Origin of the sequence: Streptomyces sparsogenes subsp. cuspidosporus (genome assembly GCF_039532705.1) — a bacterium.
Taxonomy (GTDB): domain Bacteria; phylum Actinomycetota; class Actinomycetes; order Streptomycetales; family Streptomycetaceae; genus Streptomyces; species Streptomyces sparsogenes.
Map to the genome: position 1 here is coordinate 300,472 of NZ_BAAASD010000004.1, position 12,901 is coordinate 313,372.

Genomic DNA, 12,901 nt, shown 5'->3' on the forward strand with positions numbered 1-12,901 from the left:
TCCGGCCGGCGCGATCGGCCCTGGTAGGGTGCGCGAGTTGCACCGCTTGGGGAGTCATGGCAGCGGCCAAGGGAGAGGGGCCAGGCGACGATGCAGGCGTCGGAGTTCCCGCGTGCGGTGGCCGCGGCCATGTCGATCGCCTCCTCACTCGGCCTGGCAGTCGAAGGCGCGGTCGTTCTCAACGACTCGAACAAGCTCACCCTGCGTCTGCTGCCTTGTGACGTCCTGGCCCGGGTGGCACCCGTGGCGCATCAGGTGGCGGAGTTCGAAGTCGAGCTGGCTCAGCGGCTCGCCGAATCCGGATGCCCTGTGGCTGCTCTGGAGCCTCGGGTGGAGCCACGCGCCTATGAGCGTGACGGCTTCGTGGTCACGCTGTGGACCTGGTACGAACCCGTGGCGCCCCAAGAGGTCTCACCAGCCGACTACGCCGACGCGCTCGAGCGGCTGCACGCCGGCATGCGCGAGGTCGATGTCCCGACGCCGCACTTCACGGACCGGGTCGAGCAGGCCCAACGACTCCTGGCGGACCGTGACCGCACTCCGGCGCTCGCCGACGCGGACCGGGAGCTGCTCGGCGACACGTTACGACGTCTGCGACGAGTGATCGGCGAGCGCGGTGGTGCCCAGCAGCTGCTGCACGGCGAGCCGCATCCGGGCAACGTGCTCACCACGAGCAACGGACTGCTGTTCATAGACCTCGAGACGTGTTGCCGTGGGCCCGTCGAATTCGACCTCGCCCATGCGCCCGAAGAAGTCGGCGAGCACTATCCGGGCGTCGATCGAGACCTGCTGCGCGAGTGCCGGATCCTCGTGCTGGCGATGATCACCACATGGCGCTGGGATCGGGACGACCAGCTCCCCGACGGCCGCCGGCTGGGTGCGGAGTGGCTCAGCCGGATCCGGGCAGCACTCGACCACAACCCCCTGGACGCCCACGGCTGAGCGCGGGACCTTGGCGGTCGCCGCGCGTGCCGTGGCGGAAAGACGCGTGGTAGCGTCTGTATACAAACTGTATGCGATGTCTGGGGGTTGCCGTGGCGTCCGGTCGGGAGAAGGCGTACGCGTATCTCAAGGACACGGTGCTGACGGATCCCGAGATGCAAGGGGCCTTCCTGTCGGAGCAGGAGCTCGCCGACCGCATCGGTGTCTCCCGCACGCCCATCCGGGAGGCGCTGCTGCAGCTCGCGGCCGAGGACCTGGTCGAGCTCGTGCCCAAGCGGGGCGCCCGGGTGGCGCCCCTGGCGGGACGGGAGATCCGCGAGCTGATGGAGCTGCGGGGCATCGTCGAGCGGTACGCCGCCCAGCAGCTCGTCTCCCAAGGACGGGCCCCGGTGGCGGAGCTGCGGTCCCTGCTGGAACGGCAGCGCGAGCTCACCGGGGCCGAGCAGGCCCGGGAGTTCATCGCCGTGGACCACCGCTTCCACTCGGTCCTGGTGTCCGCCGTCGGCAACGCCCTCCTGGACCGGCACTACGACGGACTGCGCAGCCGCCAGGTCCGCGCCGGAGTGGTGGCCCTCTTCAACCAGCAGGGGCGTCAGGAAGCCGTGCTGGAGGAACACAAGGCCATCCTGGACGCCCTGGCCGCCGGTGACGCACAGGCCGCGTGCGCCGCCATCGACCACCATCTGGAGTCGACACTCAAGGTGCTGCTCGAGGGTTGACCCCGTCGATCACCGCCGGCCGGGCTCGGGGTAGGTGATCACCAGCATGGTGACACCGTCCCGCGAGGTCCAGGGGCCGTGCGCCATCCCGGGCGGGCGGCAGACGTACATGCCCGCGGTGAAGGCCCGGCCGAGCGGTCCGGCTCGGGCTTGCTCACCGCCATACCTCCGGCCGCCGGTTGGCCAGCACGGAGGTCTTCTGCCGGACCGCGGCGACCTCGGCGATGTCCAGGTCCGCCACCAGCAGCTCGGGCTCCGCGCCCAGAGCGTGCCGGACCGTTCCGTCGGGGCCGACGACCCGGCTGTGCCCGATGCCCGTCGGCGCGGGGCCCGGCTCGGTGCCGGGATCGGCCTGGCCGACGGCGGCCAGCCACACGGTGGCGTCCAGGGCACGGGCCCGCACCAGCAGCTCCCACTGGTCGAGCTTGCCGGGCCCGGCGCCCCAGGAGGCGGCCAGCAGCGTGGCCACGGCTCCGGCGTCGGCGTGGGCCCGGAACAGCTCCGGGAAGCGCACGTCGTAGCAGGTGGCCAGGCCCAGCCTTACGCCGTCCACCTCGATCACCGTCGTGGCGGAACCCGCGGCGACGGTGTCGGACTCGCGGTAGCCGAAGGCGTCGTAGAGGTGGATCTTGTCGTAGGACGCCTCGACCCCGGGCCCGGTGGCCAGCAGGGTGTTGGCCACCCGTCCCCCGTCGGCCGGAGTGAACATGCCGACCACGACGACCATGCCGGTGGCCCGGGCGATCCGCCGTACCCCGTCGGCCCACGGACCGTCCAGCGGCTCGGCGAGCGGTGCCAGGGGGGTGCCGAAGCAGGCCATCGACGCCTCGGGGAAGACGACGACCCGAGCTCCGGCGTCCGCGGCGCGGCGGGTCCACTCCTCGACGAGCCGGAGGTTCTTGTCGGGGTCGGGGCCGGTGGTGAGTTGACTGAGGGCGATCCGCACGGTGCGGTTCCTCCTTCACAGGACGGGATGAGGGATCGAGGGGGCGGGAGAGCGCCGGCTTCGTGGTCAGCCGACGCGGGTGGCGTCCGCCGTGGCCGGGGCCTCCGGCGAGGCGAGGCGGGTGTCCTCGTCGACGGCGGCTTCGGGGTCGCGTCCCAGGCAGACCCCGGCGAGCGAGACGGCCGAGGCGAGGGCGATGTACGTGGCCAGCGGCACCCAGCTGTCGTAGGCGCTCAGCAGACTGGTGAACAGCAGCGGAGCGACGGCGCCACCGATGATCCCGGCCAGGGTGTAGGCCAGGGAGGAGCCGGTGTAGCGCAGTCGGGGCGAGAACTGCTCCGCGATGAAGGCGGCCTGCGGTCCGTACAGACAGCAGTGGATCACGAGGCCCACGACGACACCGGTGGCGAGGGGCAGCCAGGTGCCGCCGCCGATCATCGGGAAGAACACGAAGGGCCACACGCCGGCGGCCAGCGCGGCGCCGCCGTACAGCAGGCGGCGGTTGATCCGGTCGGAGAGTGCGCCGGCCAGCGGCATGAGGAAGACCTGGAGCGAGGAGCCGATGAGGACGGCCGCGAGGGCGGAGCCACGCGACATGCCGAGCTCCTCGGTGGCGTACGTCAGGATGAACACGGTGAACATGGCGTACAGCACGTCGGGGCCGACGCGGCAGAGGATGGCGGCGAGCAGGGCGCGGGGCTGGGTGGTGAAGACCTCGCGGATCGGCGCCTCGGGCCGGGAGTGTTCGGCCTCCATCGCCTTGAACACCGGGGTCTCCTCGAGCTTCGCCCGGATCCACAGCCCGAACGCGACGAGAGCGCCGGAGAGCAGGAAGGCCACGCGCCAGCCCCACGACTCGAACTGCGCCTCGGTCAGCAGCGCGCCGAGGGCGGCCAGGACTCCGTTGGCCAGCAGATTGCCGGCGGGCGGGCCGACCTGCGCGGCGGAGGCGTAGAAGCCGCGGCGGCGTGGGTCCCCGAACTCGCTGGACAGCAGTACGGCGCCGCCCCACTCGCCGCCGACGCCGACGCCCTGGGCGAAGCGCAGCACGACCAGGGCGACGGGAGCGGCCACACCGGCCGTCGAGTACGCGGGCAGGACGCCGATCAGGAAGGTGGCCGCGCCGATGAGGACCAGCGTGGCGATCAGCACCTTCTTGCGGCCGATCACATCACCGAGGCGGCCGAAGACGAAGCCGCCCAGCGGGCGCGAGACATAGCCGACCGCGTAGGTGGAGAACGCCAGGAGCGTGCCGGTGAGCGGGTCCTCCGAGGGGAAGAACAGGTCGCCGAAGACCAGGGCGGCCGCGGCGGAGTAGACGGCGAAGTCGTACCACTCCAGTGCCGTGCCGGTCAGGCTCGCGACGAAGGCCCGGCGGACGCCGGAGTGCCTGTCGGGCGCCTTCGCGCCGTCCATCGGGATGTCGTGCATGGTTCCCATCCTTGCTCGGGGGACATCGACCTTCCGGCATACTTCTTGTATACAGGTCGTATGCGCAAGTCCTGCGCGAGAACTTAACCGCGGAGAAATCCCACCCGCGGTCCGTCACCCGATCTCTGGGAGTGCCCTCATGGCCGTGCTGACCTTCGAACTGCCCGACGGATCGACGCGCGAGGTCGACGTCGTCCAGGTCCTCAACGCCGGGTACGCCGGGCGCAGCCAGGAGGACGTCGCCGCGCACGTGGCGGAGCTCGCCGAGCTGGGGGTGCCCGGCCCGTCCGTGACGCCGGCCCTCTACCCGGTCTCCCCCTACCTCGCCCAGCAGACCGACCGGGTCCAGGTGCAGCACGGGCGCACCTCCGGGGAGGCGGAGTGGGCGCTGGTCGTGGCGGACGGCGGGGAGCTGCTGCTGACGGCCGCCTGCGACCACACCGACCGCGACCTCGAGGTGCACGGCGTGGCGTGGAGCAAGAACGCCGGCCCCGATGTCCTCGCACGCCGCGCCTGGCGCCTGGCCGACGTGGAGTCCCGCGTCGACGAGCTCACCCTGCGCGCCTGGGTCACCCATGGCGACACGCGGACCGAGATCCAGAGCGGCACCCTCGCCGAGCTCCTCACCCCCGCCTACTGGGTCGACGTCCTGCGCTCACGCGGCACCCTCACGCCCGGCACCGTCCTGATCTCCGGCACCATCCCCATGACCCCCGGCGTCGACCAGTTCGCCGACGGCTGGAGCGTGGAACTGGGCGACCCCGCCACCGGGGACGCCATCCGCCTCGACTACGACGTCCAGCCCATGCCGGCGCCCATCGGCTGACGCGGGAAAACCGGCTGACGCGAGAAGAACTCGAGAAAAAGGGGCCCCGATGACCGGCATGACGGCCCGCCCGCTCCGTCCGCCGGCGTCGGGGTGCGCGGTGGTGTCAGGCGGTGGGGTGCCGTGCCGTCGAGCCGGCGTCCTCGGTGGCGGCCAGGGAGGCGAGCAGCCGCAGTCCCTCTTCTGAGGGGGAACCGGGTTCGGCGGTGTAGATGGTCATGCCGAGTCCGGGTTCGGCGGCCAGGTCCAGGGATTCGTAGGCGAGGGTGAGGTCGCCGACCGCGGGGTGGCGGAACCGCTTGGTGCCGGTGCCGTGGCGGCGCACGTCGTGGGCGCCCCAGCGGGTGCGGAAGTCCTTGCTGCGGGTGGACAGCTCCCCGATGAGGTCGTGCAGGTCCTTGTCGTGGGGGTCGCGGCCGGCTTCGCGGCGCAGGATGGCCACCGCCATGTCGGCGAACAGGTCCCAGTCTGGGTAGAACCGGCGGGAGGCCGGGTCGAGGAAGTTGAAGCGCGCCAGGTTCTTCTGGTTGTCCACGTTGGCGAGCAGGTCGGTGTAGAAGGCGCGGGCGAGGGGGTTGGCGGCCAGGATGTCCATCCGGCCGTTGCACACGACCGCGGGCCCCGCTGTGATCGCGTCGAGGGTCCATTGCAGGCTGCGGTGCGGGGTCCACTGCCGAGTGGTGGTGCGGCGACGGGGGCGGGTGAGGGCGTCGGAGCCGTCGGCGGCCTGGGCCAGGTGCAGGAGGTGGGCGCGTTCGGCGTCGTCCAGCCGCAGGGCGCGGGCGACGGCTTCGAGGACGGCCGGGGAGGCCCCGGCGAGGTTGCCGCGTTCGAGTTTCGCGTAGTACTCGACGCTCATGTCGGCCAGCGCGGCGACCTCGCTCCTGCGCAGCCCGGGCACGCGGCGCCGGGAACCGGCGGGCAGGCCGGCCCGCTCCGGGCTGATCTTCGCTCGCCGCGAGGTGAGGAACTCGCGGACCTCCTCACGGTTGTCCATGCCTTCGACCGTACGGCCTGCCCGCCGCGGGAGGGATGTACTGCCAGTACACCTTTCGCTGGTATCTCGCTAGCCGTCGGGATGAGCGGTTACCTGGAGCAGAACCACCCCCCAGCAACCACCAGCAACCCTCAGCAACTCCCAGCAACTCCCAGCAACGAACGTAAGGACTTCCCCCATGCGCGGAGCAGTGATCCACGCCCCCGGCGATGTGCGCTTCGAGACCCTGGACGACCCGAGAATCCTGAAGCCGACGGACGCGATCATCCGCACGGCCGTCACCTGTGTGTGCGGCTCCGACCTGTGGCCCTGGCGCGGCCTGGACGCGACCGACGAGGCGCACCCCATGGGGCACGAGTACGTCGGTTTCGTCGAGGAGGTCGGGGCCGAGGTCACCGCGGTCAAGCCCGGCCAGTTCGTTGTCGGCTCGTTCGCGACCTCGGACAACACCTGCGCCAACTGCCGCAACGGATGGCAGTCCAACTGCCTCGACCGCGAGTTCATGAGCACCTGCCAGGCCGAGTACGTGCGTATCCCCCACGCTCAGGGCACTCTGGTCGCCACCGATGAGGTGCCGGGCGAGGAGTTCTGGCCCGGCCTGCTGGCCGTTTCCGATGTGATGGGCACCGGCTGGTACGCCGCCGACGCCGCCGAGGTGAGGCCCGGCTCCACCGCCGTGGTGGTCGGTGACGGCGCGGTCGGCCTGTGCGCGGTGATCGCCGCGAAGGAGATGGGCGCGGAGCGGATCATCGCGATGAGCCGTCACGAGCCCCGTCAGAAGCTCGCCCGGGAGTTCGGCGCCACCCACATCGTCACCGAGCGCGGCGACGAGGGCGTCGCCCGGATCAAGGAGCTCACCGACGGCATCGGCGCCGACTCGGTCCTGGAGTGCGTCGGCACCGCCCAGGCCATGCGGCAAGCCCTGCAGTCCGCGCGTCCCGGTGGCAACGTCGGCTTCGTCGGCGTCCCCCACGACGTGGCCGTCGACGGCCAGGAGCTGTTCTTCTCCCACGTCGGCCTGCGCGGCGGCCCCGCCCCCGTACGCCGCTACCTGCCCGACCTGATCGAGCGCGTCCTGAGCGGCCACATCGACCCGGGCAAGGTCTTCGACCTCACCCTGCCGCTGGAGCGGGTCGCCGAGGGTTACCAGGCCATGGACGAGCGCCGCGCCATCAAGGCGCTCCTCAAGCCCTGACCCCGCGCCGCGGCTCCGCGGCATGAGGCTCACAGAGAAGGACACGACCTTGCAGATCACCCGAAGCTCCATCGACACCTTCAAGGGGCCCGACGACTGGTTCACCGGTGACGTCTACATCGACGCCGTGGCCGCCGCACCCTCCCCGTCCCGGGTCAGCGCCGCCCTGGTGCACTTCATGCCCGGCGCGCGCACCCACTGGCACCGCCACCCGCTGGGCCAGACCGTCTTCGTCACCGAGGGGGTCGGCCTGTGCCAGCGCCGGGGCGGACCGGTCGAGGTCATCCGGCCCGGCGACCGCGTCCTGTTCGAGGCCGACGAGGAGCACTGGCACGGCGCCGCGCCGAACCGGCTGATGGTCCACCTGGCCATCAACGAGGGCGACGCGGACCACGACGTCGTGCACTGGCTGGCCCCCGTCACCGACGAGGAGTACGCCGCCGCTCCCGGACACCGCCGCTGAACCCGTTTTCCCTCCGCTGTTCGATGGGAGCTGTGTGAGCACCCCCGTGATCCCGAGCGCGCCGCGTGAGCGGGCGGTCGGCCGCGCCCTGGCCGTCGTTCTGGCGCTGCTGACCGTCTTCGGGCCGATCTCGATGGACCTCTACCTGCCGGTGCTGCCCGCGCTGACCCGTGAGCTGAACGCGTCGACCTCGGCCGCGCAGCTGACGGTCACCGCGTGTCTGCTCGGCCTGGCGTTCGGGCAAGTGGTCGCCGGACCACTGTCGGACCGGTTCGGCCGGCGCCGTCCCATGGTGGTCGGGGCCGTCGCCTACATCGCCACCTCGGTGCTGTGTGCGCTCAGCCCGAGCGTCGAGTCGCTGGTCGCCGCCCGCTTCGTGCAGGGTCTGGCCGGAGCGGTGGGCATCGTGATCGCCCAGGCCGCCGGGCGCGACCTGTATTCCGGCGGCAAGCTGGTGCGCTACTACGGCCGCCTCACCGTCATCGGCGGACTGGCCGCGATCATCGGACCGGTCGCGGGCGGGCAGCTCGCCGCCTTCACCGACTGGCGCGGGATCTTTCTCTTCCTCGCCCTGCTCGGCGCGGTCATCCTGCTGGCATGTCTCACCGTCTTCCGTGAGACCCTGCCGCCGCGGGAGCGCACCGGCGGCGGGCTGTGCCGGAGCGGGCGCGACTTCCGCCGGCTGCTGTCCGACCGGCTCTTCCTCGGCGCCGTCCTGATCACCGGTTTCGTCAACGCGGCCCTGTTCGCCTACCTCAGCGGCGCCACCTATGTCCTCCAGGGCGTCTACGGGCTCTCCCCGCAGGGCTACTCCTTCGCGTTCGGACTGAACTCCGCCGGATTCATGGTGTTCGGCTTCGTCGCGGGACGGCTGTCGGAACGGTGGTCGGAGAAGGGCACCCTCGTCGTCGGTCTGGCCATGACCCTGCTCGGCGCGGCCGGGCTGCTCGTCACCGCCGCGCTGCGGCTGCCGCTGGCCGCGATGGTGCTGTCCCTGCTCACCATGGTCAGCGGCGTGGCCGCCACCACCCCGCCGTCCACCTCGCTCGCCTTGGCCCACTACCCCGGCATCGCGGGCACCGCCTCCTCGCTGCTCGGCATGGCGCGCTTCGCGTTCGGCGGGCTGGCCGCCCCGCTCGTCGGCCTCGGCGGCGCCGGCACCGCCGTCCCGCTCGGGCTGGTCACCCTCGTCTGCGCCGCGCTCGCGGTGATCGCCTACGCCTTCGCGGTCCGCCCCCGCGCCCGGACCGCGGAGGTCGTCGTCGCCGGCGGGAAACCGGTCGACCGGGTGACGGCCGCCTCCTGACCGGCCGCCGCTCCGCCGGACGGGTACGTATCCGTCCGCGCCCACAGATCCGCGCCCACGGAAAGGGCCGACGTCTACGGCGGCATGACCCTCTCCGAGGACACGCTGGGCAAGCTGGACGAGATCTGGCCCGGCCCCGGCGGCGAAGCCCCCGAGGCATACGCCTGGTAACACATTCCCCCTCCAAAAAGCCCTCGCACCGTGAAGGAGAACGGCCCGTGACCACCTGGACCCCCGAGACGCTTCAGCGGATCGCCGACGCCGACGAGCTGCGCATCGCGCCCCGCCGCGCCGACGGAACGCTGCGCACGCCGACCACCATCTGGGTCGTGCGCGAGGGTGACGACCTGTACGTCCGCTCCTGGCGCGGCGCGGCCGGCACGTGGTGGAACACCGCCCGCGCCGGCCGAACCGGGCACATCAGCGCCGGCGGTGTCGAGACCGACGTCACCTTCACCCCGGTCGGCGACCCGGCGGTCAACGACCGCGTGGACGGCGCCTACCGGGCCAAGTACGGCCGCTACAGCGGCTACGTCGAGCCCATGGTCGCCGAGCCGGCCCGCGCCACCACGCTCCGCCTGAGCCCCCAGCCCTGAACCCACCGCCCGGCCCGCCCCGGGCCGGGCGCCTGCCGATCTCCAGGAGAGCGTCCTGCCATGACCACGTTCGCCCTCATCGGCGCCGGTCCCGGCCTGGGTGGTGATGCGCCTGAACACACCTCTCCCGCCGTCGACTCCGTCCACCGCAGCGGCGCCGGTCGCCCCCACCCGCCCAGCTTCGCTATCGGCGCCGCACCACCGACCACCAGCAGGAGACAGAGAGGACCAGCAGCAGCCCCTCCACAGCGAGGCTGAGCAGCCCCAGGGGCTCGGTCCAGTTGCCGATGTCGCTGCTGTAGTCGGGGAGGCCCGGCCCGCGCGAGAGCACATAGCCCGCGATGGGGCCCGCGGCGACTCCCATCGCGAGGAACCACCCCGGCCTGACGGCACGCGCCAGCACAAGGACCGCGGCCAGCACACCGGCCGCCTCCAGCGCGTAGAAGAGGAACGCCACGTAGCGCGGGGCCTTGGACCCGGGAAACCCGCCCTGATCGACCACATGGACGACGGCCACCGCCAGACACAGCAGCGCGCCCACCAGCCTGGCGGGCCGGGCACAACCGAGCGGGCGGGCGCTGTTCCGCATCGTGAGGTCCTTCGCGTCAGCGGCGGGGAGGGTGGTATCGGTACCCGCGGGGGGCGCGCGTATCACCGACTGCGGCCACTGTGACCCGGATGGCGCGTCAGTTGGGTCCGAACTCGTTGAATCGCACGATCTCCTCGATCGTTTTCCGCAGTTTCAGCTCGTCCGGGTCGGAGACGATTGCCTGGCCGACGCGGCCGTACGGCCCGATCGGCGCATCGGGCGATGAATCGTAGTCGATCAGATCGAAAGTGAAGTTGCGTTCGAAGTCCTTTTGGGTCAGATTGCCGTCGCTGGCAGCGCGCAGCAGAATGCATCCGTGAAAGCGATCCGGCGTCCTTTGGTTACTCAGGGCTTTGGACGCTCCCTCTCCGAGCGCGAGGCTGATTTCGATGTCGAAGAGGTCGACGCCGTATGTCAGCTCGTTGATCTGGGGGGCCAGGCCGCCTGGGATGCGGATGGCGCACTCGCCGAAAGTCAGCCCCGCCTCCGCCTGGAAGATCTCCAGGTGGAATACGCAATCGGGTGCGTTCAGGCCGGCGAGTGCCTGCGTGGCGATCGCCTCCGACTCATCGAACAGTGTTGAATGCCGCCTTCGGTCGAGCAGATAGGCGGCCATTATGCCGCCCTGCGCGGCCCTCAGCGGTGATACGTGGTAGCTGCTCATGGACGACCACCGGAGGCCGCCGTTCTCCCAGACCCCGTCGACATAAACTTCCGGGGCGTCGATGAAGGATTCGGCGACGATCTGGACGTCCGATCGGCCCGGGAACGGCTCCAGGGCTCGCGCATACTCTTCCGGGGAACGGACAATGCTCGTACGGAGCGAGCCGGCTCCGGTCGCCGGTTTGACCACGAAGACGTCCCCCAGGTCGTCGGCGAGTTCCGCGAACGACGTGTCCTGTGACGCGTACCGGCAGCGAGCCCGCCTGATATGGGACGGCAGCCTGCTCTTCTGAAGGTACTTGTCCCGGAAATACAGGGCCGTCTTGGAGTCCGTGTTCCCGGGCAGGTTCAGCTGTTGCCGCAAATAGGTTGCCCCGAAGACGCCCATCTCATGGACGCTCAGCGCCCCGGCCACGTCATCGATGCGCGCGGAGAGTACCGCCCGCAGCACTTCCTGGACATCCTCGATATCGGCGACACGACTGAATCTCGTGCCATTCGGAGGGATTGCCGGCGCCTGCGCGATGTAGTAGGGATCCAGTCCTCGGCGCCGCAGTGCCTGATCGAGATCGCCTCTGTATCCGATAACAATCATCGTCGGCATTCTTGCCTCCCCGGATTACGGCCGGCCAAGACTTCGAAGAAGTCCGCATCATTTCACAGGGGTGCGGAGATGTGATCCTTTGCGGGATGGGGTGTGGCGCAAGTCACAATGCGGCTCATGGGGGGAATGGAATAGCTCGCGTCATTCCCGCCCGTCGGGTCGGGTCCCGAATGACCGCGCCGCTCTCGCCTCCTCACCGGCCAGGAACGGACGCAACAGCGCGAGCAGGGCGCGGGGCCGGTGCAGGGGGATGATGTGGCCGCAGTTTTCGATGACGTGTCCGGTGAGATTGTCGGTGAACGGGCGGAGTTGGTGTTCCAGGGCGGCACCCACCGGCTGGGCGCCCAGCGCCATCGTCGGCACCGTCAGGCGGTCGGTGGCGACCACCTGCTCGATCTGCACCGCGCTCTCGGGCAGGGCCCGGTAGTACGAGAACGCGCGGCTCAACGCCTGACGGCCGGTGTACGCGCGGACGAAGGCGTCCCGGAGGGCGGGGCGCACGCCGTCGCCGAGCGTGCCGGCGCGCAGAAACCAGTCGATGTAAGCGGCCTCGTTGCCCTCCAGAACGGTCTCGGCGAGTCCGGGCGCGGCGGAGTGGAAGCCGAACCACCACGGCGGCCCGCCGGCGAGGAAGTCCTCGGCGCCGGGCAGCCTGCCCAGCAGGGACTCCATGACGACCAGGCGCCGGACGAGGCCGGGGCGGCGCAGGGCGAGGAGGAAGGCCGGCGCGGTGCCCGCGTCGATGCCCACCACGGCGGCCGAGGACACCCCGAGCGCGGTGACAAGGCCACGTCGCCTCCCGCCTGGAAGGTTCATGAGCCTTCCAGGCGGCCAACGCATCGAACGCGCCGGTCACAGCCGCTCATCGAGCCACTGGGGGGCTGGCCGTCGCCCAGAGGGGCCCGCCCGAGGATGTGGGCGCGGCAGGAGCCGACGTCGTCAGGCCGAGGTGTCGAGCATGCCGCGCAGCAGTTCCGCGAACCCCTTGCGCAGCGCCGCGTGGCCGGGCACGGCGGCATGGTCGACCCCGGCGGCGCAGAGGAACATCAGCCCCTCGCACCAAGCGGCGAGCGACTGGGCATGGCGTCGCGGTTCGGGCGATCCCAGGGCCGTCAGCAGCGACTCCAGCGGCTCCCGGAAGCCGCGTCCGGCCGTGTCGTAGAACTCCCGCAGCTCGGGTCGGCGGGTCGCCTCCAGGGCCAGTTCGTAACGGGCGATCAGCAGTGCGCGCTGACCGGTCAGGGCGCGGTGCAGGGCGAGGGCGAGGGCGTCGGCCACCGCGTCGAGCGCGTCGCCGTTCCGGCCGTCGGCGGTGTCGAGGGGGCTGCCGCCCGGGTGCGGCATCTCGTCGGGTGTGAGTACCCGCGCCTCACGCTCCGCCAGCCGTCGGACGGCCGCCGCGAGGAGGGCGGCGCGGGTGCGGGCGTGGTTGGAGGTCGAGCCCTGCGGCAGCCCGGCCGCCTCGTCCACCGCGCGATGGGTCAGGCCCCGCATGCCGCGCTCGGCCAGCAGCGCGAGGGCGGTGTCGGCGATGAGCTCGGCGCGGGATCCGCCGGCCGGGGCGGCGGGGGTCTGATCAGCGGTCATGGCCCCCAACCTATCTGCCCGACTACAGGTGTAGTAG

The 12,901-nt window shown here is 71.3% G+C and carries 13 protein-coding genes and 1 pseudogene; 7 read left to right on the forward strand and 7 right to left on the reverse strand.

Annotated elements, in window-relative coordinates:
* Window positions 1–90: 90 nt before the first annotated feature.
* Together ABFY07_RS07515 and ABFY07_RS07520 are read left to right on the forward strand one after the other, a co-directional pair.
* Window positions 91–942 carry a phosphotransferase enzyme family protein gene (locus tag ABFY07_RS07515; RefSeq protein ID WP_346173679.1) on the forward strand — a complete coding sequence of 284 codons (852 nt, stop codon included), beginning with the start codon at window positions 91–93 and terminating at the stop codon, window positions 940–942.
* Between the two features lie 92 nt (window positions 943–1,034).
* Window positions 1,035–1,661, forward strand: a complete 627-nt coding sequence (locus tag ABFY07_RS07520) for a GntR family transcriptional regulator (RefSeq protein ID WP_346173680.1) — start codon at window positions 1,035–1,037, stop codon at window positions 1,659–1,661.
* A 154-nt stretch (window positions 1,662–1,815) separates the two neighbouring features.
* On the opposite strand, the gene ABFY07_RS07530 is transcribed toward ABFY07_RS07520, so the two are convergent.
* Together ABFY07_RS07530 and ABFY07_RS07535 are read right to left on the reverse strand one after the other, a co-directional pair.
* Window positions 1,816–2,607: a carbon-nitrogen hydrolase family protein gene (locus ABFY07_RS07530; protein WP_346173681.1), complete on the reverse strand. Its 792-nt coding sequence runs from the start codon at window positions 2,605–2,607 to the stop codon at window positions 1,816–1,818.
* 66 nt (window positions 2,608–2,673) lie between these two features.
* Complete coding sequence (locus ABFY07_RS07535; protein WP_346173682.1) at window positions 2,674–4,038, reverse strand: MFS transporter; 1,365 nt, start codon at window positions 4,036–4,038, stop codon at window positions 2,674–2,676.
* Window positions 4,039–4,177: 139 nt separating this feature from the next.
* Here ABFY07_RS07535 and ABFY07_RS07540 point away from each other — a divergent pair, with 139 nt between their 5' ends.
* A complete protein-coding gene (locus ABFY07_RS07540) occupies window positions 4,178–4,864 on the forward strand; it encodes a DUF2848 domain-containing protein (protein ID WP_346173683.1) in 687 nt (228 codons plus the stop codon).
* Window positions 4,865–4,970: 106 nt separating this feature from the next.
* Here the strand turns inward: ABFY07_RS07540 and ABFY07_RS07545 are convergent, their stop codons facing one another.
* A complete protein-coding gene (locus ABFY07_RS07545; protein ID WP_346173684.1) occupies window positions 4,971–5,861 on the reverse strand; it encodes a helix-turn-helix transcriptional regulator in 891 nt (296 codons plus the stop codon).
* Window positions 5,862–6,039: 178 nt separating this feature from the next.
* On the opposite strand from ABFY07_RS07545, the gene ABFY07_RS07550 reads away from it, so the two are divergent.
* From ABFY07_RS07550 to ABFY07_RS07565, 4 genes are all read left to right on the forward strand, one after another.
* Window positions 6,040–7,056, forward strand: coding sequence for a zinc-dependent alcohol dehydrogenase family protein (locus ABFY07_RS07550; RefSeq protein ID WP_346173685.1), 1,017 nt, complete (start codon window positions 6,040–6,042; stop codon window positions 7,054–7,056).
* 49 nt (window positions 7,057–7,105) lie between these two features.
* Window positions 7,106–7,519, forward strand: coding sequence for a (R)-mandelonitrile lyase (locus ABFY07_RS07555; protein ID WP_346173746.1), 414 nt, complete (start codon window positions 7,106–7,108; stop codon window positions 7,517–7,519).
* A 34-nt stretch (window positions 7,520–7,553) separates the two neighbouring features.
* Window positions 7,554–8,825 carry a multidrug effflux MFS transporter gene (locus ABFY07_RS07560; RefSeq protein WP_346173686.1) on the forward strand — a complete coding sequence of 424 codons (1,272 nt, stop codon included), beginning with the start codon at window positions 7,554–7,556 and terminating at the stop codon, window positions 8,823–8,825.
* A 218-nt stretch (window positions 8,826–9,043) separates the two neighbouring features.
* Window positions 9,044–9,421 carry a DUF2255 family protein gene (locus ABFY07_RS07565; protein ID WP_346173687.1) on the forward strand — a complete coding sequence of 126 codons (378 nt, stop codon included), beginning with the start codon at window positions 9,044–9,046 and terminating at the stop codon, window positions 9,419–9,421.
* A gap of 184 nt (window positions 9,422–9,605) precedes the next feature.
* Here the strand turns inward: ABFY07_RS07565 and ABFY07_RS07570 are convergent, their stop codons facing one another.
* The 4 genes and pseudogenes from ABFY07_RS07570 to ABFY07_RS07585 all read right to left on the reverse strand — a co-directional run bounded on the left by ABFY07_RS07570 (window position 9,606) and on the right by ABFY07_RS07585 (window position 12,864).
* Window positions 9,606–10,010 carry a hypothetical protein gene (locus tag ABFY07_RS07570; RefSeq protein WP_346173688.1) on the reverse strand — a complete coding sequence of 135 codons (405 nt, stop codon included), beginning with the start codon at window positions 10,008–10,010 and terminating at the stop codon, window positions 9,606–9,608.
* 97 nt (window positions 10,011–10,107) lie between these two features.
* Entirely contained in the window at window positions 10,108–11,277 is a 1,170-nt protein-coding gene (locus ABFY07_RS07575) for an ATP-grasp domain-containing protein (protein WP_346173689.1), read from the reverse strand.
* 141 nt (window positions 11,278–11,418) lie between these two features.
* Window positions 11,419–12,063, reverse strand: a pseudogene (locus ABFY07_RS07580) (alpha/beta fold hydrolase); the annotation flags it as partial.
* 153 nt (window positions 12,064–12,216) lie between these two features.
* A complete protein-coding gene (locus ABFY07_RS07585) occupies window positions 12,217–12,864 on the reverse strand; it encodes a TetR/AcrR family transcriptional regulator (protein WP_346173690.1) in 648 nt (215 codons plus the stop codon).
* Window positions 12,865–12,901: the final 37 nt, after the last annotated feature.